Raw genomic sequence first — 20,510 nt, 5'->3', positions numbered from 1 at the left:
GTTGACGCCGACGAACCAGCAAGGAACACAGTCAGGACAGGAGATTTGCCCATGGCGGACCACTCGACGGATGGCACCGCGCCACTGCCCGCTGCCGGCGGCTCGCGGCGGGCCGTGTCCGTCATCCCGCTGATCTGCGCCGCCCAGTTCGTGCTGCAGCTGGACTTCAGCATTGTGAACGTGGCGCTGCCGTCGATCCAGCGGGAGCTGAGCATGGCCGCGGCGGAGTTGCAGTGGATCGTCACCGGGTACGCGCTGGCGTTCGGGTCGCTGCTGCTGGCGGGCGGCCGCCTGGCGGACCTGCTCGGCCGGCGGCAGGTGCTGGCCGTCGGCCTGGCCCTGTTCGGGATCGCGTCGCTGGCCTGCGGGCTCGCGCAGTGGCCTCTCATGCTGATCATCGCCCGGATCGTGCAGGGCGCGGCCGGGGCGATGGTCTCCCCGGCGGCGTTGTCGCTGCTGACGACGACCAACGCAGAAGGGGCCGCGCGCACCCGGGCGCTGACGATCTGGCAGGCCACCACCGCGGCGGGCGCGACCGCCGGGATCGTGGCCGGCGGGCTGCTCACCCAGTACTTCGGCTGGCGGGCGGTGTTCCTGATCAATCCGCCGGTCATCGCCATCATGCTCGCGCTGGTCCCACGGCTGCCGGCCGGGAAGCGGTCCGGCAGCGGCGGCAGCGTCGATGTACGCGGCGCGTTGCTGGTGACCACCGGTATCGCAGCGCTGATCTTCGGGCTCAGCAGCGGGCAGCAGCACGGCTTCACCGCGCCCGCCACCCTCGTCGCGCTCGCTCTGGCGGTGCTTCTGACCACGGGCTTCGTGTTCGCCGAGAAGCGCTCGGCGGCTCCGATGCTGCCCCTGTCGATCCTGGCGGAGCCGGCCCGGCGGGCCGCGATCGCGGCAATGCTGCTGATCGGCGCCATCCTGGCCGGCTACGTCTACTTCGCGTCGCTCTACCTGCAGAAGGTACTGGGGTTCAGCCCGCTGGAGACCGGCCTGGCGCTGGTCCCGTCGACTGTCACCGTCGTGCTCGTCTCCACCCTCGGTACCCGCCGGCTGCTGGCCCGGTTCGGCATCAAGGCCGTCCTGCTTGCCGGGCTGGCCTGCATGGGCGCCGGGCAGCTGTGGCTTGCCCAGATCACCGCCGGGGCCGGCTACCCCGCGGCGGTCCTGCCCGGCCTGGTGCTGACCGCGGCCGGCGTCGGGCTCGCCCTGCCGACCGCGTCGGTCGCGATGACCAGCGGAGTCCGGGCCGGCGACCAGGGACTGGCCGGGGCCCTGTTCACCACCAGCCAGCAGACCGGCGCCGCGGTCGGCCTCGCGATCCTCGCCACCGCCGCCGCGGCGACCGCCGGCCACAGCGGCTCTCTGGTGGACGGCTACCGCCTGTCGTTCCTCATCGCGACCGGTCTCGCAATCCTCGCCGCGATCATCGTCGCGCTCCAGCTCCGCTCGAAATCCCACCGCGTCGGACCCGAGCACCAGCAGGCCGCCCCCGACGGACCGCCCGCCGCACGGGCCGCCCCGGCGCTGCCAGACGAGGAGTGACTGGACGCGTTTACCCGGCGAGCTGCTCGCCGGGCCGGCCGCCGTCGTCCGGGTCCGGGCCGACGGCCTCGGCCGGGGTCCTGGCGGTGCCGCGCACCTGGAAGGTCCCTGCGACGCCCCCGCCGAGGTCGTGGCCGGCGGCAGCATCGGCGCGGGCATCGGCTGCGGGCCGCGCGGCCCGCAACACCGCGACAACGCCCGGCTCAGACCGGCGTGACCCGCCGACGGCGCGAACCGGCGGTGCACGGTCCACGGTCACTGGCGACGGCGCTCCGGGGAGGGGAGGGTCTGTTCGGCCCACACGGTCTTGCCGTCGGGCGTATGGCGGACGCCCCAGTTCTGTGCGAGCTGCGCGACGATGAACAGACCGCGTCCCCCTTCGTCGGCGGTCTTCGCATGGCGCAGCCGCGGCGCAAGGGAGTTGCTGTCGTGGACTTCGCAGGTGAGGGTGCGGTCCTTGATGAGCTGCAGCCGGGCGGGCGGGGCACCGTAGCGGACGGCGTTGGTGACCAGCTCGCTGACGATCATTTCGGTGGTGTAGGCGGTCTCCTCGTCGACGTTCCACCGCACGAGCTGGTGGCGGGCCTGGCTGCGGGCCGTGGCGACGGCCTTGGGGTGGTGGCCGAGGTGCCAGGTGGCGACCTGGTCGGCGGGGAAGGGATGGGCGCGGGCGAGGAGGAGGATGACGTCGCTTTGACGGCTGTCGGTCCGCAGCCGGTAGAGCACGTCGTCGCACAGGTCCTGCAGCGGCCGCCCGGGGTGGGCCAGCACCCGTCGCAGGGTGTCCGGGGCCGGTGAGGCGTGCAGCAGGGCCGGGGTGTAGAAGGCGAGGACGCCGCCGTCGGCGACGGAAATCGTGGTGGCGGCGAAGGGCGGGCCCGCGGCGCTGCCCAGGGGAGGTCCGCTCGGCATGTCCAGGATCTCGGTGGTCCCGTCGGGATGGGCGATGACGGGTGGAGGGTGCCCGGCCAGGGCGACGGTGCAGGTCTGGGCGAACGGATCGTGGACCGCGTACAGACAGCTTCCGGTCAGGGGCACCGGGTCACCGGGCGGCAGCGCCAGGCGTTCCTCGGCGAGGCTGAGGGCCGTGTCGTTGAGGCGGGCGAGGAGCTCGTCGGGCTCCAGGTCGAGAGCGGCCAGGGAGTGGACGGCGGTCCGCATCTGTCCCATGGTGATGGCCGCGTGGATGCCTTCGCCTGCGACTTCGCCGACCACCATCGCGGTGCGGGCACCGGACAGGGCGAAGGTGTCGAACCCGCCGCCCCCGCCCACCTCGGACGGCACATGCAGGTACGCGGTCTCGACGGTGCTCCGCGGCGCGGGCTGGGGTGGCAGCAGGTGCCGCTGGACCGTCAGGGCGATGGTGTGTTCGCGGGTGTAGCGGCGCGCGTTGTCGATGCACAGCGCGGTGTGAGCGGCCACTTCGAGGGCGAGGGTGACATCGCCCTGGTCGTAGACGTCGGAATGCTCGGTGCGGTACAGGCTCAGCAGTCCCAGCACGGTTCCGCGCACGGTCAGGGGTGCCGTGATGAGCAGGCGGGCACCGGAGGCGCGGATCGCCTTGGCGCGGGGCGGGTCGGCCGCCAGCCAGGGCGTGTCGCAGTCCAGGGCGACGAGGCGGGGCTTGAGGTCGGTCAGCGTCTGGGCGTAGGGCGTGGGGAAAGGCAGGGCGCGTACGTCGCCCACCGGATGTGCCTGGATCTGCTCCTCGGCGCCGCTGTGACGGTAGGCGGCACGGCGCAGCGGCACCTCCGGTCCCAGCGGGCTCAGCGGAGGTTCCTCGCCGCGTATCACGGCGTCCACCACTTCCACCACGATGATGTCGGCGAGGTCCGGTACCACGGCCTGTGCCAGTTCCTCGCAGGTGGCGACCACGTCGAGGGTCCGTCCCACGTGCTCGCGCACGGAGCCGAGGACCCGCATACGGAGACCGATCCTTTCGCACTCGGTGACATCGAGCATCTCCGTGAGCACGCCCCAGACCTTCCCCTGTGCGTCCTCCAGACGGGACGCCGAGACGGAGAACAGGTACTCCGGCCCCGTTGCGCCCTTCCGCCGGACCCCCACGAGTCGCCCCCGCACCGGCTCGCCGCTCTTCAGCACGCCGTGCAGCATCGCCTCCACCTCACCGGGCGCGGAAAGGTCGTACACGTCGGTGATGTACCGGCCCACGATCCGGTCATTGGGCGCTCCGTGCAGATCCGGTCTGGTGAGGTTGAGCCGCAGGATGCGCAGCTCCGTGTCCAGGATCAGCAGGCCGGTGGGCGACTGGTGGAACAGCGCTTCCAGTACTACGGCACCCTTGCCCGGCGAGACGGCTTCGTTGTGCGCCACGGCAACCCACCTCCCTAGTCCAGCCTGCACCGAGCACCGGTGAGCCGCTCCCTCGCCCGGCCACCGTGACGTGTGCACGACAGCGCTGTCCCGGCTGGCGCCCGCCTCCGGCCGACGCCGCCCGGCGTACGACACGGAGCTGCCCCGCCCCTCGGACGGGGGCGGGGCAGCTCGGGGATTCGGCGCGGGTCAGCCGATCTGGGTGCCGGTGGCCGACAGCGCCTCCGTCACCGGCTGGAAGAACGTCTCCCCGCCGGAGGTGCAGTCACCGCTGCCGCCCGAGGTCAGGCCGATCGCGTTGCTGCCCGAGAAGAGCGAGCCGCCGCTGTCGCCCGGCTCGGCGCACACGTCGGTCTGGATGAGCCCGCTCACCGTGCCCTCCGAGTAGTTCACGGTGGCGTTGAGCCCGGTGACCGTGCCGTCGTGGACCTGGGTGGTGGAGCCGCTGCGGGTCACCTTCATGCCCACGGTCGCCTCGGCCGCGCCCGTGATCTTCTGAGTGGAGCCGTTGTAGAGGTCGACCTCGCTCGGGTGGTCCGCCGCGGAGGTGTACTTGACCAGACCGAAGTCATTGCCCGGGAAGCTGGACTGGGCGTTCTGGCCGATCACGTTGCCGGAGGAGTCCGACCAGCTGGAGATGGCGTCGGTGCAGTGCCCGGCGGTCAGGAAGTACGGCTCGCCGCCCTTGACCACGTTGAAGCCGAGCGAGCAGCGCCCGCCGGATCCGCTGATCGCGTCACCGCCGGCGACGAAGGGTTTGAACTCTCCCTTCGAGTGCCGCAGTTCGACCTTCTCGCCGAGTCCGTCGACGACCTTGGTGAGCTTGCTCAGCGCGGTCCCGGCGACCGTCTTGTCGGCGGTGACGACGACCTTGTTGGTGACCGGGTCGGTGGCCCACGAGGTGCCGGGGATGGTGGCGTCCCGCTTCAGCGTGGTCCGTGCGCCGTCGAGTTCGGCGAGGGAGTTGGCGACGAGTCTCGCCTTGGCCCCGGCCGCCTCGACGGTCCCCGCGGCGGTGTCGTCGAGCACGTTGACGACGAGGTTCTTCGTCCTGGCGTCGTAGTACGTGCCGGCCGCGTCGGTGCCGAGGTCGGCGGCGAGCGTCGAGGCGAGCTTTCCGGCCGCCGGCGCGGACAGGATCCGCGGGGCGGCGGGCTTCGCGGGCTCGCTGGCGTTCGCACTCTGGAAGGTCACTCCGGCGGCGACGAGCGCGGCTACTCCCGCGCCCGCGAGGGCCGCCCGGCGCCTGGGTATGCGTCGGTGCTTCAACTCATGTCCTCCTGTGGGGGGTCGACCCGAAAGGTTGTGGGGACCTCGGGGGCCGGAAGGCTGGTTGACGGGCGCCTACTATTCCGACACCCACAGGGGGCACACAAGGTCGACTTCAGGACGCGCGTGCGCGGATGTTGTGCGCCCCCTGTGCCCGGGCCGTTCACGGTCACGCCAGGAGGATTCGCACTGCAAACACTACGGGCGAGTAACCTTCGGCGGAGAGTAACCCTCACCCCTGGCCGGAATGCGCCCCTCCAGGCTCACCGGCCTCGCTCTTGGCCCCGTGCGCCGCGGACCCGTCGGCCCCCGGCGGCAGTTGCTGCTGGGCCCGCTCCAGGAACCGCAGCAGTTCCACCGGGAACGGCAGCACCAGCGTCGAGTTCTTCTCGGCGGCGACCGCCACCACCGTCTGCAGCAGCCGCAGCTGGAGCGCGGCGGGCTGCTCCGACATCTCCTTGGCCGCCTCCGCGAGCTTCTTGGACGCCTGCAGTTCGGCGTCGGCGTTGATGACCCGGGCCCGGCGCTCCCGGTCGGCCTCGGCCTGCCGGGCCATGGACCGCTTCATGGTCTCGGGCAGCGAGACGTCCTTGATCTCGACGCGGTCGATGGTGACGCCCCACTCCACGGCCGGACTGTCGATCATCAACTCGAGCCCCTGGTTGAGCTTTTCGCGGTTCGACAGCAGGTCGTCCAGCTCGCTCTTGCCGATGATGGACCGCAGCGAGGTCTGCGCCATCTGCGAGACCGCGAACCGGTAGTCCTCGACCCGGACGATCGCCTCGGCGGGCGCGGTCACCTTGAAGTAGACGACGGCGTCGACGCGGACGGTCACGTTGTCCCGGGTGATGCCCTCCTGCGCCGGCACGGGCATCGTGACGATCTGCATGTTGACCTTCTGGAGCCGGTCCACGAACGGGACGATCATGGTGAACCCTGGCTCGCGCACCTCTGGTCGGAGCCGGCCGAGGCGGAACACCACGCCTCGCTCGTACTGTCTGACGACCCGTGCCGCGGCCAGTGCGTAGACCGCTCCGACGGACACGAGAGCGGCTCCGGCCGCCACCAGCGCCTCGACCATGCCGGCCCCCAGGGGGTGACTCCAATGGTCCTTCGACGGTAACTCCGGCACCCCGTCAAAAGGGAGCCCCCGCACGCCGGTTGCGTACGGGGGTCCACTGGGAGAACGGATCCGGGAGGATCGTCAGCCGACGCTCACGCCGTAGTAGCTCAGCGCCTCGGTGACCGGCTGGAAGAAGGTCGTACCGCCGGAGGTGCAGTCGCCGCTGCCGCCGGAGGTCAGACCGTAGGCGACGGAACCGCCGTAGAGCGGGCCGCCGCTGTCGCCGCCCTCGGCGCAGACCGTGGTCTGGATCATGCCGTAGACGACGTCACCGCTGCCGTAGTTGACGGTGGCGTTGAGCGCGGTGACCCGGCCGCTGTGGGTGCCGGTGGTCGAACCGCGGCGGTACACCGTCGTGCCGACGGACGGGGTGGCCGCGCTGGTGATGGTCTGGCTGCCGACCGCGCTCGGGTGCGCGATCGAGCTGTTGGTGTAGCGGACCAGCGCGAAGTCGTTGGTCGGGAAGCTGTAGCTGACGTTGGTGCCCAGGACCGTGGTGTGGCCGGAGTTGCTGTACCAGGTCGAGGCCACCTCACCGCAGTGCCCGGCGGTCAGGAAGTAGTACGTGCTGCCGCTGTGCACGTTGAAGCCGAGCGAGCAGCGGTAGGCGCCGCCGTAGATGGCGTCGCCGCCGGTGATCAGCTTCTTGAAGGTGCCGGGGGTGCGCTTGACGGTGATCGCGCCGGCGTCGGCGCCCGCCTGCTGCTTGATCTTGGCGATCTCGGCGGCGGAGACCGTGGAGTCGGCGGTGACGACGACACGGTTGTTCTTGCTGTCGACGGCCCAGGCGGTGCCGGGGACGTCCGCCTTCAGAACGGAGCTGTTCACGGCCTTCAGTTCGCTCGCGCTGAAGGTGTGGACGGGACTCGCGCTCGCGGTGGGGACGGCGAACGCTGCCGCGGCCAGGAAACCGGTGCCCACGGCGATCAGCCGGGTCCGTCTCGAGATACCGCTGCGGGGGGTCGTGCGCTTGATCCTCACTTTTCGTTCCCTCCCAGGGGAATCAGGGGGCCCGCGTGGGGTCGGGGCCCGTGAGGCGCAGCCAGGGGTGACGTCCGGGTTCCGGACACGTAATGCCCCTGACAAGCGCTGAGGGGGAGTATTCGGGCGAACGACCGGTACCCGCAAGAGTGCCTTTCGGCCGTGCGACTGTGTTCGAACCATGCCGACTTTGTGTGATCTCGTCGCGGTCCGGGCGAGTTGACTCCCGGTCACAATTCCCACGAAACCCTCAGGCCACTATGCGCTCCCCCGCCTCGACCGCGAGGCCCAGCCTGTTCCTCGGCGGCGGGAAGGGGCAGATGAAGTGGTCCGCGAAGGCGCAGGGCGGCAGCTGCGACCGGTTGAAGTCGACGGTGGTGGTGCCGTCGGCGCCCGGGGCGGCCGAATAAAGGAACCTGAAACGGTAGCTGCCGGCCCCGCTGGAGGCGTCGGCGAACACCGCCCACAGCCGGCCGTCGGTCTGCTCGGCGACCTGGAGCGTCAGGGCCTGGTCCGCCAGGGTGAAGGCGAGTTCCCCGGCGAGCACGAGCGCGCGTTCCACTCCGTCCGCGGTGTCGACGCGGACGGTGCGCCGGTCGTCGTACGGCGTGAAGCGGCCCGGCACCGACCAGCGCGGGTCGTAAGGGGTGGCGTCGATACCGAGGAAGGTGCGGCGGGCCGGGGCGGCCGGGTCGTAGTCCCGTACGCCCCAGACGCCTTCGCGGACCAGCACGACCAGCCGGCGCTCGCCGAGGGTGATCCGGGCCGACGGTTCGCGGTCGGCGGCGAGCCGGACCGTACCGGCGAAGGGCTCGCCGTCCAGGGCCAGACCGTCGGCCGCCGTCGCGGTGAGCAGCACGGTGTCGCCGTCCACCGTCCAGGCGCCGGGGACTCCGGGGAGCCGGCCGTCCGGGTGGTCCTCCACCCAGTGGGTGCCGGTCAGCGCGAGCGGCCCGTAAGGGGCCGACACGGTCTCCACGCGGTCTTCGTGCCAGCGCTTCCAGTCGTCGTTCGCGTCCTCGGTCATACGATCAGCCCTTCCTTGGCTCTCGGCATGGTTTACCTCATGTCTCTCATATGCACGGGATCCGTCGACAACAGCCGGGAGCCCCCGGTTGTTTCAGGGCGCCGCGAACTGCCCGGCGGGCCGGGCCAGGCCCAGGTGCTCGCGCAGGGTGCTGCCCGGATAGAAGGTGCGGAACAGCCCGCGGTGCTGGAGCAGCGCCACGGTGCCGTTGACCAGCCGTTCCAGATCGCGGCGCGGTTCGGCGGGGACCAGGTGGAAGCCGTCGGCGGCGCCCTCGCCGTGCCAGCCGGCGATCAGCTCCGCGAGGTCCACCGGGCCGCCCCGGTACAGCGGCCCCTGCACGGTCTGCCGGGGCCCGCCGCCACCGTGCCCCGGCTCGGCCGCACGCTCCCCGTCCCCCAGATCCACCAGCAGGCTCACCAGCACCCGCAGCGCGTCCGGCTCCCGCCCCGACTCCCGTGCCCGGCTCCGTAGTTCATCGCGTACGTCGGCGGCCTGCGCGGAGCTCGCGGCCCGCACCAGGACCACGTCGGCGTACCGGGCCGCGGTCTGCCGGGCGGCCCCCTCGGTGGCGTCGGCCACCCGGACCGGATGCCCGGGCGAGGGTCCCGGCGCGTCGCTCCACCAGCCGGCCCGGCCCCGGCTGACCTGGTCGAGGTCGGCGAGGGCGGCCTGCGGGGCGGTGACCAGCGGCACCAGCCCGATCCGCCGGGTGGCCGGGGCCACGTGCGACAGCACGGCGAGCGGGTCGGTCTCCGTCCACCCGAACCGGCCGTCGAGCGTGACGAAGTCCAGGCCCCCGCTCTCGGCGAGCCGCACCAGCTCGACATAGCGCTCCGTGTCGAACACTCCGACCTGGTCCACGGCGGCGGCCAGGTGCAGCAGCCCCCGGCCGTACGAGCCGGTCATGACAAACCATCCTCTCCGCGCATCACAGCACCTCGGAAGGAGACGCCCCGGTCCGCTCCTCCCGCGGAGCGTCCGACGGCTCCGCCGGGGGTCCGGCCTCCGCGGCCCGTCCGCCGGCCAGGTGGACAACGGTGTCGGCGACCTGCCGGGCGAACCCGGTCCCGCACGCCGCGGCGATCATGACGTCGGCTCGTCGACCGGACGGACGTCCCGGAACACGGACCCGATCCGGGTCCGCCGCCTCAGCACCTCCGGCCCAGGCAGGCCGAATCTCTTGTGCACGGAGCCGATGTCGACCGTGACGCTCATGGAGTGAGTCCCTCTGGAGAAGTGGTGGGAGGCGGACTAGGCGGCGGCCCGGCCCGTCAGGTCCCGCAGGAAGGCCAGTGCCGCCCGCGCCGTGGCGTCGTTCTGCCGGAACGCGGGCCCTCCGGTACGCGGCCGGGTGAACGCGCCGGGCGTACGTCCGTCGGTGAACGGCCCGAGCGCGAACCGCCGGGGGTGCGGCCGCCCGCCCTCGTCGAGGACCCGCCCGTCGGCGGGGTCCACCCTGAGCAGCCCGTCGGGCGTCTCGGCGGCCCCGTCGCTCTGCAGCTCGCGCAGCAGCGCGTCCCGGGCCCGCCGCACGGTCGGTTCGGGCAGCCGCGCCTCGACCAGCGCCCGCGCCTCGACGGAGAACCCGGGCACGGTGTCCGCGGACGCCCGGAACACCCCGTCCCGCGCCGTCACCGTCATCCCGGCGCCGACGAACCTGACCACCCCCGCCCTGGACAGCGCGAGCAGCTGCCGCAACCGGGGCCCGGGCGGCCCGGAGGCGAGGTAGCTGAAGAACCCGTGCCACCAGGACCCGATGTCGCCGAGCCGCACCAACTGCCCGTAGACGGAGAGCAGTCCGAGGAAGACCGCCAGATCGGGGCTGTGCTCCGGGTCGTGACGGCGGCTCAGGTCGTCCTCGACATAGGCCCGCAGCCCCTCCTGGAACTCCTCGTGCGAGCCGTACCGCACCCCGTCCAGGGGGCGGTCCAGCGCCGCGAGGTCGAGCCGGTCGGCCGGGTCCGGTACGGCGGCGGCCACCAGCGCCCGCACCTCAGTGTCCCCCTCGGCGGCGGAGTACTTCTCCTCGAAGTCCCGCCAGGCGACGGCCGTCCGCTCGGGATGGACGGCGAACAGCCGGTGGTAGTGGGCGAAGCCCAGCTCCTTCTCCACCAGCGGCCACACGTCCCGGCGGAAGTCGAACCCGCCCGGCCGGGCGCGCAGTTCGTCGACCTCGCCGGGTCCGAGGAACCGGGGCAGCGGCGGGCGTTCACCGGTCCAGTCGTAGCCGATCTTCGAGTGGTACGGCACTCCGCGCCGCGACCCGACGTACAGCACCGGCTCCTGTCCGGACGGCATGTAGGTGTCACCGTCGTAGCGTCCGCCCCGGCCCTCCGTGAGCAGCACCATCAGGTCGACGAAGGCGAGCCCGAACCCCCGCACCAGCACCGGTTCGCCGGGGCGCAGTGCGGACAGGTCGCTGTCGGCGGTGAAGTCCGGCGGCAGGTGGACCAGGCCGTGCGTGTCGGCGTACGCGGCCAGAGTGGTCTGCTCGGGGTCGAGTTCGGCGTCCAGGTGGCCGAGGGCGAGGATCACGAGGTCGGCGAGGAGCGGGCGCGGGCGGCCCTCCAGCCAGACCTGCTGGCGCCCCTCGCGTGGCCCGCTCACCCGCAGGGCACGGCGGGGGTGGTGGTGCACCGTGACGCCCTCGGGCAGGTCGGCCACGGCGTGGTCGTAGACGTGCCGCAGATACCGGCCCTGGATCTGCCGGTCGGCGAAGGTGGAGCCGTCCAGGCCCGCCCACTCGTGCAGGGTCGGGCCCTCGCGCACCGGGCCGGTCATCCGCACCGTCTCGTCGGTGAACATGGTGACGTCCTCGGCGTGCGAGTTCATCCACAGCAGCGGCGACTGGGCGGCCCGCCAGATACGGCCGGCGCCCGGTGGATGCGGGTCGACCAGATGGATGTCGAGGCCCGAACCGGCGTACAGCTCGGGCGCGTTGGCAGCGATGCGCTCGAGGAGCCCGGTCCCCCGCGGACCGGCCCCCACGATCACCAGCTGGGGCCTCATCGTGCCGTCCCCGTGCCGTTCAGGACGGAGTCCGAGGTGAAGCGGTCGGCGACGGGGGCCGCCCACCCCCCGTACCGGCGCCGCGGGACGGTTCTCAGGACGTCCGCACGCCCGGGTATGCCGGAGACGGTGGAGGCTGGGGCGAGGGTGTCGGGTGACATGCGAAGGCTCCGTGGCGGATCGATCGAACACGGTGGACGCGCGCACGGTGGTGCGGCGAGTGCCTTCACACGGAACGCCGCTGGGCGGCGCTCTTACGGCCGAGCCCCTCAGCAGGGCCGTCCGTCGACTCTACGGGGCCGTTTCCCCACTCTGTCAAGGGTGTCCAGACTGTGAGCAGCGCGTCTCAAGACAGTTGACGGAAAACCGGAGACCTGTTCCACTTGGCCCATGCATCCACAGCAGTGGCTGGTCACCCGCTCCCACATCGACTTCGGTCGCGTGTGGTCCTGTTCCTGTTGAGCTGACCCACTGCGCGCCCCGCCCACGGCGGGGACTCTTCGCGTTCTCCCTCGCACTCCTCGCTTCGCCTTCACACGCGCACCCCTCCCCTCGCGCACCCCCTCTCCTCGCACCCCGCGCTCCGCACGCCTGCTGATTTCAGGAAATCGCTCGACGACGTCCAGGCGGCTGTGAACAAACTCGTCACCGCCGGTACGTACGACCGAATTCCGAAGAAGCGGGGGACGACCGCGTCGGCGGCCGGCACCTTCCGGATCTCCCCGCCGGACCGAATAACTGACGGTACGTCAGGGCTGATACGACGCTGAGCTGCGCTGTCGTATCGGCCTACTGTCGGTTCGGCACCCGCCGCCGGTTCACCCGGACGCACCGCTCATCACCCATACGCCCGGAACAATCATATTTCACTCACAGTCAGCAGCCGTGCGGGCTACGGCCCTTGGCACACTTGGGCTCTCGACGTATTCGCTCTGCACCAGTACCGTCACAAACCCCCCGCGCGGCGTCTATCCACTTGGCGCGGCATCCGCATCATGGACGACCATAGGGATGCGGAAGCATGAAAGACCGCTGTGAGAGGAGGCGTCCATGGGATCGGTACGCAAGGCGAGTGCCTGGCTTGGCCTCGTCGACGACAACGATGACGAGCGCTACTACGACGACGACTACTCCGAAGGGACCGAGCAGCCCGGGGATGCCTGGGTCACCGACCCGCGGGTCAAGGTGGCCTCGGACACCGCCGAGGAGAAGGGCCGCCGGATCGGCACGGTCACCCCGGACAGCTTCCGGGACGCCCGCGCGATCGGCGAGCTCTTCCGCGAGGGCGTGCCGGTCATCGTGAACCTCACGGCCATGGAGGCCGGCGACGCCAAGCGGGTCGTCGACTTCGCGGCCGGGCTGATCTTCGGCCTCCGGGGTTCGATCGACCGGGTGTCCAACCGGGTCTTCCTGCTCTCCCCCGCCAACACGGAGATCGTCAACGGTGAACCGGCCTCGCGCCGGGAGGACGGTTTCTTCAACCAGAGCTGAGGCAGGGCCGCTCGCCGGCCCTGCCCCCGCGCAGGGGTCACCGGAAGGCGTCGAGCCCGGTGAGCGCCTTGCCCAGCACGAGCTGGTGCATCTCGACGGTGCCCTCGTAGGTGAGCACCGACTCGAGGTTGGTCGCGTGCCGCATCACGGGATACTCCAGCGAGATCCCGTTCGCCCCGAGGATCGTCCGTGCCGTACGGCAGATCTCGATCGCCTCTCGTACGTTGTTGAGCTTGCCGAAGCTGACCTGCTCGGGACGCAGGCGGCCGGCATCCATCCGCCGCCCCAGGTGATGGGCGAGCAGGATCCCCTTGTGCAGTTCGACCGCCATGTCGGCGAGTTTGGCCTGGGTGAGCTGGAAGCCGCCGATGGGCCTGCCGAACTGCTCCCGCGACTTCGCGTAGTCGACGGCCGTCTCGAAGCAGGTACGTGCCGCGCCCATGGCGCCCCAGACGATGCCGTAGCGGGCGTGCGACAGACAGCTGAGCGGGCCCTTGAGGCCGGTGACCGCCGGCAGCACGGCGTCGGCCGGCAGCCGTACGTCGTCCAGGACGAGCTCGCTGGTGACGCTCGCCCGAAGCGACCACTTGTGCTTGATCTCCGGGGCCGAGAAGCCGGGCGTGTCGGTGGGCACGACGAACCCCCGGATCCCGTTGTCGCTCTGCGCCCACACGACGGCCACGCCGGCCACCGAGCCGTTGGTGATCCACATCTTCCGCCCGTTGAGCACCCAGTCGCCGCCGGCGTCGCGCTTGGCGTACGTCCGCATGGCGGCCGGGTCGGAGCCGTGGTCGGGCTCGGTGAGGCCGAAGCACCCGATGACGTCACCGGCGGCCATGGGCGGCAGCCAGCGCTGCTTCTGCGCCTCGCTGCCGAACCGGTGGATCGCGTACATGGCCAGCGACCCCTGCACGGACACGAGCGAGCGGATGCCCGAGTCGGCGGCCTCCAGCTCCAGACAGGCGAGCCCGTACTGCACGGCGGACGCGCCCGCGCAGCCGTACCCGGTCAGCGACATCCCGAGGGCCCCGATGCCGCCCAGCTCCTTGGCGAGCTCCCTGATACCCGGCAGCTCCCCGCTCTCGTACCACTCGGCGACGAAAGGCAGCACCCGGTCCGCCGCCCAGCTCCGCACGGTCTTGCGGACGGCGAGATCCTCCGGCTCCAGAAGATCGTCGATACCGAGCGGATCACCGGCATCGAACGGAGGCAACTTCCCGGACGCTGACATGAAAACCCTCCCAAAACTAGCACCGCTAGTTACACCAGGTTACGCGGAGTCCGCCACTTCTCCCACCCACCCGCACGGGCAGTGCGTGGAAGATCGTCGGGTCACGCGGAGACGCGGGACATCTGGGGCTCTCTGGGGGCCGGGACCTCCACCGCCGGCTCCTCGCACTGCATCGCCCGCGGCAACCGCAGCGCCATCACCGCGCCCAGCAACAGCAGTCCCGCGCTCACCAGCAGCGTCACATGCAAACCGTGCACGAAGGAGTCCCGCGCCGCCCGGCGCAACGCCGCACCCGTCGGCCCGCCGAGCCGTCCGGCGACCTCGTAGGCCTCGCCCAGTGAATGCCCGGCCGCGGCGGACGCCGACTCCGGCACCCCGGGCACCCGGGACAGCCCCGGCGCGTACGCCGCGTTCATCACGCTGCCGAGGAGCGCGATCCCGATGCCCGCCCCCAGCTGGTACGAGGTCTCGCCGATCGCCGCCGCCCCACCGGCCTGCGCCGCGGGCGCCTCGCTCAGCATCGACTCGTACGCCCCGAAGAGCGTGGTCTCCAGGCCGAAGCCGAGGAGCACGAAGCCGAACAGCAGCAGGCCCGCGTTGTCCACCCCGCCCATCGCGGTCAGCGTCAGCACCGCCGCCGCGGTCAGGCAGAAGCCGAAACACACCATCCGGCGCGGCCCGAAGCGCCGCAGCAGCCGGGCCCCGGCCAGTCCGGCGGCCATCGCGGCGAGCGTCAGCGGCAGCAGTCGCAGCCCCGTCTGCAACGGCGAGAGGCCCAGCACCAATTGCAGATACTGCGCGGCGATCAGTTCGAGACCCACCAGCGCGAGCATCGCCAGCACGATGCAGCCCACCGCCGTACTGAACGCGGGCCGCGCGAACATCTTCAGGTCGACCAGCGGGTAGGTACGCCGCCGTTGCCGTCGTACGAACAGGAACAGCAGCAGCGCACCGAGCACCAGCGGCGCCGTCGTGAGCGCGTCGGCGGCCGGTTCGCCGCTGCCCAGCCGCTTCACGGCGAACACCACACCGAAGAGTCCGGCCGCCGCCATCAGGGCGCCCACGACGTCCCAGGGGCCGTCGCGGTCGCCGCGCGACTCGGGAAGCAGAAGCCGCCCCACCGGGAGACTGACCAGCATCAACGGGATGTTGACCAGGAAGACCGAGCCCCACCAGAAGTGTTCGAGCAGGAAGCCGCCCAACAGCGGCCCGACGGCCGCGCCGACCGCCGCCACCGCGCTCCATACGCCGATGGCAAGGGCCCGTTCACGGCGGTCGGGGAAGACCTGCCGGAGGATCGACAGCGTCGCCGGCATGATCATCGCACCGCCGACGCCGAGCAGCGCCCGGGCACCGATCAGCGCCTCGGCCGTCGGCGCGACGGCCGCCGCCGCCGAGGCGACCCCGAACAGGGCGTACCCGAGGAGCAGGACGCGCCGCCGGCCCACGCGGTCGCCGAGCGTGCCGAAGAGGATCAGCAGCGAGGCGCAGACCAGCGGGTAGACGTCGACGATCCAGAGCAGTTCCATGGCGCCGGGCCTGAGGTCCTTGGTGACGGCCGGCACCGCGACATGCAGCACGGTCGCGTCGAGGGCGACCAGCAGCAGGCTGACGCAGAGGACGACGAGGACGACCCAGCGGTTGGCACCGGCACCGGCCCCGGTCGCCCGACGGCGCGGCCGTACGGCTGCCGTGGTCGTCCCGGACATGTACGTACCTCCCAGATGATCCCTCGCGGGCGGCGGATCGACGGGGCGGGGACTCCCCGTCGTACGGCCGGAGAGGAGCGGGATCTCCGGCCCGCGCATACGAACGCGAGTGACACGTCAGCGTACGCGAGTTCGTTCCGGTGGCACGTGGCGGACCTCTCACACGCTCCACGGAAGTCGTGTGGCGTACGCCACTGGCCTCGCCTCGCACCACGCCACGGCGCGCCCTCCGGTTCCGTGCCCCCCCGATAATCGAGCCCGTGACCGATCTTGAAACGCCCGTGGCGGTACCGCGCGCCCCCACCCCGCGCCGGGCGGCGCCGGCCCTGCTCGGATACGCCGCCGTGCGCGCCCTCGGCCTGCTGGCGCTGGCCGTATGGAGCGGGGCGCGCGGCAAGAGCGCGTACACCTTGTTGACGGCACGCTGGGACTCGCTGTGGTACACGCGGGTCGCCGAGCACGGGTACGGCTACGAGGTACGGCTGCCGAACGGCGACGTCCACTCCAACCTGGCCTTCTTCCCGCTGCTGCCCTGGCTGGAGCGCGTGCTGCACGCGCTCACGCCCCTGTCGTACGCCGGCGCGGGCTTCACGGTCGGTCTGCTCGCCTCGCTCGCCGCGGCCTGGGGGATCTTCGCGGTCGCCGACTTCGTGTACGGCCCGCGGGTCGGCCTCTGCGCGGTGCTGCTGTGGGCCGTGCTGCCGGTCGGGATCGTGCAGTCGATGGCGTACAGCGAGTCCCTTTTCACGGCGCTGGCCGCCTGGTCGCTGTACGCCGTGCTGACCGGCCGCTGGCTGAGCGCGGGCACGCTGGCCGCGCTGGCCGGGCTGACCCGGCCGGTGGGGCTCGCCGTCGTGGCGGCGGTGTGGACGGCGGGGGTGGTCTCGTTCGTGCGGGATCGGAGCGGGGGCGTGCGCGACGGTGGCGAAAAGCGCGCGCAGGGCGCGCGGGACGACGGACGCGCCCCCGAGCCGTCCAGCGCCGCCCGCGCCCGGCGCGTTCCACGAACGACCGGCGCGCACCAGACAACACGCGCCCCGCGCACGACACGCGCCCCGTACACCGCAACCAGCGCACGCGCCTCCGGCGCACCCCCCTGGCGCCGCGTCCTCGGCATGATCCTCGCCCCCGCCGGCGCCGCCGCCTATGTCCTGTGGGTCGGCCATCGCACCGGCAAGGGCCCGCTCGGCTATCTGGACGTCCAGGCGGGCTGGCGCAACGGCTTCGACGGCGGCTACGCCTTCGCGCGCTTCGTCGCCGACAAGTTCGCGTCATTTCCGTCCGCCCTGGCCGGAGCAGGTTTGATCGTCGCTGTCTGCCTGCTGCTGTGGCTCTACGTGATCGGCGTCCGGCAGCGGCAACCACTTCCCCTGCTGGTCTACACGGGTGTCGTCCTCGCGCTCGCGCTGTGCGCGTCGAGCTATTTCGGCTCCAAGCCGCGCCTGCTGATGCCGGCCTTCCCGGTACTGCTGCCGCCTGCCCAGCTCCTCGCCCGGGCGCGTACCCGTAGATCGATGCTGGTCATCACAGGTGTGGCGGTGGCCTCGGCGGTGTATGGCGCGTTCTGGCTGAACGGTTCGGGGCCACCATGATCATCGCCGTGGCGACGGTGAGCAGTCGGAGGATTCCACACCACGCTTTGGTTAACGAATTCATAAGTGCCATAAAACGGCTGCCCGGCATGATCAAAGGAATTGAAGGACGGGCGCGCCGAGGATTGCGAAATCCTTAGAATTCGGAGGCCTCCTGAGAGGTTTCCCACATCACATCGTCATCACAAAGCCGCAGTTTCGACCGGGAACAGAGCTCACTCGCTGTAACGTCGATTGGGTGCGTACCGAACGAAACCTCACCCGTCTGGACCGGGTGTTCACCAGGCTGGACCGTGAGCCGGAACGACCGGCCCACTTTGATCTGCCGAAGATGAGCCGGCACCGGGTCGTGTTGTTCACCGCGACCCTGGCCTTCTACCTGGCGATCGTGTGGGCCGTCGTGATCACGTCCTGGCTTGTCCGGCTGGACTGGCAGGTCATGTTCTTCCGGCCGTACCAGCAGTGGTCGGGAATCCACTGGTTCGTCGACTACTACGTGGTCCTCGGCCAGCGCGGCCCGACCGCCGTGATGGTCGCGGCCTGGCTGGGCTGGCGCTCATGGCGACAGCACACCCTGCGCCCGCTGCTGACCCTCGGCGCCTCACTGCTGCTGCTCAACATCACGGTCGGCGCCGCCAAGCTCGGCATGGGGCGCCTGGGACCGCACTACGCGACCGTGATCGGCTCGAACGAGATGGGCCTGGGCGGCGATATATTCCCCAGCGGCCACACCGCCAACGCGGTGGTGACCTGGGGAATTCTGGCGTATCTGGCCTCCACCCCGAGAGCCCGCCGCTGGCTCTCCGCGGCCTCCGCGGTCACCTCGCTCGGCGTCGGCATGTCCACCGTCTACCTCGGTACGCACTGGCTGAGCGACGTGTTGCTGGGCTGGGCCGCCGGGCTGCTGATCCTGCTGGCGCTGCCGTGGTGCGAGCCGTTCATCGCCCGTGCCGAGACCTGGCTCTTCGACCTGCGCGACCGCTGGCGCGCCGGCCGCGGCCGTACGGCACCCGTGCCCGCGCCCGTCCCGGTCTCGCCGGTGGCGCTCAAGCCGCGAACGGCGCCCGCCGAGGACGCGCCCGCACCGGAGCGCGAGCCGGTCTCCTCGACCCGCTCGCCCCGGGCCCCGATCCATCTGGCCCCCGGGCCGCACACGGCCCGCTCGGAGCGCACCCCGGTGACCCCGGTCGGCAGCCGCCGCCCGCAGCACCCCGAGCGTCAGCCGCGCGGCGGCGCCCCCCAGCCGGCCCGCCCGCTGACGGGCGGCTGACGGCCGAACGAAGACACGACAGCGCGGGAGCCCGGTACGCACAGCCGGCCCGCACGGCGAAGGCCCCGGTTCCCCATTGCGGGAACCGGGGCCTTCGCCGTCGTACGGTCAGCCCTTCCAGGCACGTGCCACGACGCCGTCCCGTACCTCGAAGTTGAGCCGTCCCATCCGGTACTCCATGGTGATGATCGCGCCCGGCGGCAGCGAGCGGATCGTCGGCCACCCGCGCTGCCGGGCGAGCCGTTCCGCGTCGCCCGCGTCGAGGCCTACGTACCCCTGCGGGCTGTCCTGGGGCTCCTTCGGCGGAGCCGGATTCGGTGCCATACGGCCACGCTAGGCCGCTTCCGGCGGCGGCGGAAGTCGAGAACGGCCGGCGAAGTCCGCCGTCCGTCTCCGGTCACACTTCTGTCACAGAATCACGACACGCGTTTCGTTCGAACTCTGTCACACGTACGGGCGGTTCAGTACGCCTTCCTGGCGCATTCCCGCGCAATTCCCTGATGCCGGTAGGGTCTTCCGAAAATCCAGCCGGAAAGAACCGGGAGTAACGATCAGGGGCGCTCAGGGGAGCCCATTCCATTCCGAATCCGCGAGCCGCCGCCGAAGCTGACACCGCATAAGAGTTTCACTGCTTCGGCACAGAACCCCCCTACGGCCCCGGGCCCGGGCCGGTTCCGGCGGCGCGAACTCGAAGCCGGTCGACCTCACATGAATCTCCCTCACAACGCACCGGGCCCCGCCCGGTCGGACCGGGCGGGGCGTGGCGGTGCGGGGCAGGGACGGGCGTCAGAGCGCGAGGCTCTGCCCGGGCACGATGAGGTTCGGGTCGTCGCCGATGACGGCCTCGTTGGCGGCGTACACGTGTCGCCAGGTGGTGCCGTGGCGCTCGGCGATCTCGCTCAGGGTGTCGCCCTCGCGGACGGTGTAGTCGCCCCGGGCGGAGTCACGGCCGGTGTGGGCCGTCGGGCGCTGCGCCTTCTTCTGCGCGGGGGCCGACTCGGTGGTCGACCTGGCGGTCGATCCGCCGGTGGACCTGGTGGCCGGCTCGGTGCTGCTCTTCGTGGTCGCCGAGGCCCCCTCGGGCGCCGAGCCGGTCGCACCGGCCCGCGCCGAGCAGACCGGCCACGCGCCCCAGCCCTGGGCCTGCTGAACCTTGGTGGCGACGGCTATCTGCGCTTCCCTGGAGGCCTGGTCGGCCGTCGACGCGTAGGCGGAGCCGCCGTACGCGCGCCAGGTGGAGGCGGAGAACTGGAGTCCGCCGTAGTAGCCGTTGCCGGTGTTGATGTGCCAGTTGCCGCCGCTCTCGCACTGGGCGATGCGGTCCCACACTCCGTTGTCCGCCGCCTCGGCGTTGCCGGTCGCGGCCAGCAGGCCCAGCGGGGCGAGCAGCGCCGCTCCGGCCAGGGCCGCCGTCGTACGGCCCTTGCGGGAGCCGTTCTTGGCGACGGTCTCACGGGTGGTATCGGCACACTCGGACATGTATTTCCCTCTCCACATACCCGGGATCCCCCAAGCGGGACGCGGTCCCCGCGCGATGGACGCGGTTCGTCGCGCTCGCCCCGTCCGCCGCGGCCGGTACTGCGATGGTGCTCTGCCTGGTGCCGGCCGGCGGACGTACCCGAGCGGTGCTCGTTGCACACGGCGGAGGAATCTAGAGATCTGGAACGCCCGAAATCAACCAACTCCCCGTCAGGCCAGGCCAGTTCAGCGTTACCGTAGGTAGCAGCGATTTTCGGACACCCGCTACATTCCCTGATTTCATGATTTGTCGACCATCGGATCGATGGATCTGTGATTCACTTCACCACGTCAAATTCCTTTGGCTTGCGAAGAGTTGACGGTGAGTGCCGGATTCCGCACGTCGAGTGACCCTGTGCAATGGATGGTTGGATCCCGATCCCCCCGGGGCGTGACCACCACCAC

19 protein-coding genes are annotated in these 20,510 nt (G+C 71.3%); 4 read left to right on the top strand and 15 right to left on the bottom strand.

What is annotated here, in order from left to right:
* Positions 1-51: 51 nt before the first annotated feature.
* Positions 52-1,548, top strand: coding sequence for an MFS transporter (locus ACZ4N4_RS31760; RefSeq protein ID WP_467595254.1), 1,497 nt, complete (start codon positions 52-54; stop codon positions 1,546-1,548).
* A 10-nt stretch (positions 1,549-1,558) separates the two neighbouring features.
* On the opposite strand, the gene ACZ4N4_RS31755 is transcribed toward ACZ4N4_RS31760, so the two are convergent.
* From ACZ4N4_RS31755 to ACZ4N4_RS31705, 11 genes are all read right to left on the bottom strand, one after another.
* Positions 1,559-1,735 (bottom strand): hypothetical protein, encoded by a 177-nt coding sequence (locus tag ACZ4N4_RS31755; RefSeq protein WP_453574837.1) that lies wholly within the window; start codon positions 1,733-1,735, stop codon positions 1,559-1,561.
* Between the two features lie 68 nt (positions 1,736-1,803).
* Positions 1,804-3,882 carry an ATP-binding SpoIIE family protein phosphatase gene (locus ACZ4N4_RS31750; RefSeq protein ID WP_467595252.1) on the bottom strand — a complete coding sequence of 693 codons (2,079 nt, stop codon included), beginning with the start codon at positions 3,880-3,882 and terminating at the stop codon, positions 1,804-1,806.
* Positions 3,883-4,071: 189 nt separating this feature from the next.
* Positions 4,072-5,151 (bottom strand): S1 family peptidase, encoded by a 1,080-nt coding sequence (locus ACZ4N4_RS31745; protein ID WP_467595249.1) that lies wholly within the window; start codon positions 5,149-5,151, stop codon positions 4,072-4,074.
* Positions 5,152-5,383: 232 nt separating this feature from the next.
* Complete coding sequence (locus ACZ4N4_RS31740; RefSeq protein WP_467595247.1) at positions 5,384-6,232, bottom strand: slipin family protein; 849 nt, start codon at positions 6,230-6,232, stop codon at positions 5,384-5,386.
* 123 nt (positions 6,233-6,355) lie between these two features.
* Positions 6,356-7,255, bottom strand: a complete 900-nt coding sequence (locus tag ACZ4N4_RS31735) for a S1 family peptidase (RefSeq protein ID WP_453574830.1) — start codon at positions 7,253-7,255, stop codon at positions 6,356-6,358.
* A gap of 250 nt (positions 7,256-7,505) precedes the next feature.
* Positions 7,506-8,282, bottom strand: coding sequence for a DUF1684 domain-containing protein (locus tag ACZ4N4_RS31730; protein ID WP_467595243.1), 777 nt, complete (start codon positions 8,280-8,282; stop codon positions 7,506-7,508).
* A 93-nt stretch (positions 8,283-8,375) separates the two neighbouring features.
* Complete coding sequence (locus ACZ4N4_RS31725) at positions 8,376-9,191, bottom strand: LLM class flavin-dependent oxidoreductase (RefSeq protein WP_467595240.1); 816 nt, start codon at positions 9,189-9,191, stop codon at positions 8,376-8,378.
* 22 nt (positions 9,192-9,213) lie between these two features.
* Complete coding sequence (locus ACZ4N4_RS31720; RefSeq protein WP_467595237.1) at positions 9,214-9,372, bottom strand: amino acid ABC transporter ATP-binding protein; 159 nt, start codon at positions 9,370-9,372, stop codon at positions 9,214-9,216.
* Entirely contained in the window at positions 9,369-9,500 is a 132-nt protein-coding gene (locus tag ACZ4N4_RS31715) for a hypothetical protein (protein WP_453574822.1), read from the bottom strand. Before ACZ4N4_RS31715 ends, ACZ4N4_RS31720 begins: the two co-directional genes overlap by 4 nt.
* 36 nt (positions 9,501-9,536) lie before the next feature.
* Positions 9,537-11,294: an FAD/NAD(P)-binding protein gene (locus tag ACZ4N4_RS31710; RefSeq protein WP_467595233.1), complete on the bottom strand. Its 1,758-nt coding sequence runs from the start codon at positions 11,292-11,294 to the stop codon at positions 9,537-9,539.
* Complete coding sequence (locus ACZ4N4_RS31705) at positions 11,291-11,455, bottom strand: hypothetical protein (RefSeq protein ID WP_467595230.1); 165 nt, start codon at positions 11,453-11,455, stop codon at positions 11,291-11,293. Before ACZ4N4_RS31705 ends, ACZ4N4_RS31710 begins: the two co-directional genes overlap by 4 nt.
* A gap of 889 nt (positions 11,456-12,344) precedes the next feature.
* On the opposite strand from ACZ4N4_RS31705, the gene ACZ4N4_RS31700 reads away from it, so the two are divergent.
* Positions 12,345-12,785, top strand: a complete 441-nt coding sequence (locus ACZ4N4_RS31700) for a cell division protein SepF (protein WP_351699550.1) — start codon at positions 12,345-12,347, stop codon at positions 12,783-12,785.
* A 37-nt stretch (positions 12,786-12,822) separates the two neighbouring features.
* On the opposite strand, the gene ACZ4N4_RS31695 is transcribed toward ACZ4N4_RS31700, so the two are convergent.
* Both ACZ4N4_RS31695 and ACZ4N4_RS31690 read right to left on the bottom strand, forming a co-directional pair.
* Complete coding sequence (locus ACZ4N4_RS31695) at positions 12,823-14,016, bottom strand: acyl-CoA dehydrogenase family protein (RefSeq protein WP_453574816.1); 1,194 nt, start codon at positions 14,014-14,016, stop codon at positions 12,823-12,825.
* A 101-nt stretch (positions 14,017-14,117) separates the two neighbouring features.
* A complete protein-coding gene (locus tag ACZ4N4_RS31690) occupies positions 14,118-15,725 on the bottom strand; it encodes an MFS transporter (protein ID WP_467595228.1) in 1,608 nt (535 codons plus the stop codon).
* Between the two features lie 260 nt (positions 15,726-15,985).
* Here ACZ4N4_RS31690 and ACZ4N4_RS31685 point away from each other — a divergent pair, with 260 nt between their 5' ends.
* Positions 15,986-17,317, top strand: a complete 1,332-nt coding sequence (locus tag ACZ4N4_RS31685) for a mannosyltransferase family protein (protein WP_467595225.1) — start codon at positions 15,986-15,988, stop codon at positions 17,315-17,317.
* 238 nt (positions 17,318-17,555) lie between these two features.
* On the top strand, positions 17,556-18,587 hold the full coding sequence (locus tag ACZ4N4_RS31680; RefSeq protein WP_467595223.1) for a phosphatase PAP2 family protein: 1,032 nt from the start codon (positions 17,556-17,558) through the stop codon (positions 18,585-18,587).
* Positions 18,588-18,695: 108 nt separating this feature from the next.
* On the opposite strand, the gene ACZ4N4_RS31675 is transcribed toward ACZ4N4_RS31680, so the two are convergent.
* Together ACZ4N4_RS31675 and ACZ4N4_RS31670 are read right to left on the bottom strand one after the other, a co-directional pair.
* Positions 18,696-18,911 (bottom strand): I78 family peptidase inhibitor, encoded by a 216-nt coding sequence (locus tag ACZ4N4_RS31675; RefSeq protein WP_467595221.1) that lies wholly within the window; start codon positions 18,909-18,911, stop codon positions 18,696-18,698.
* 462 nt (positions 18,912-19,373) lie between these two features.
* On the bottom strand, positions 19,374-20,066 hold the full coding sequence (locus tag ACZ4N4_RS31670; RefSeq protein ID WP_467595218.1) for a transglycosylase family protein: 693 nt from the start codon (positions 20,064-20,066) through the stop codon (positions 19,374-19,376).
* Positions 20,067-20,510 lie beyond the last annotated feature (444 nt).

It is taken from the genome of Streptomyces sp. NPDC026538 (genome assembly GCF_055567535.1).
The sequence above is the reverse complement of the archived record's forward strand: the minus strand, read 5'-3'. Positions and strand labels throughout refer to the sequence as shown.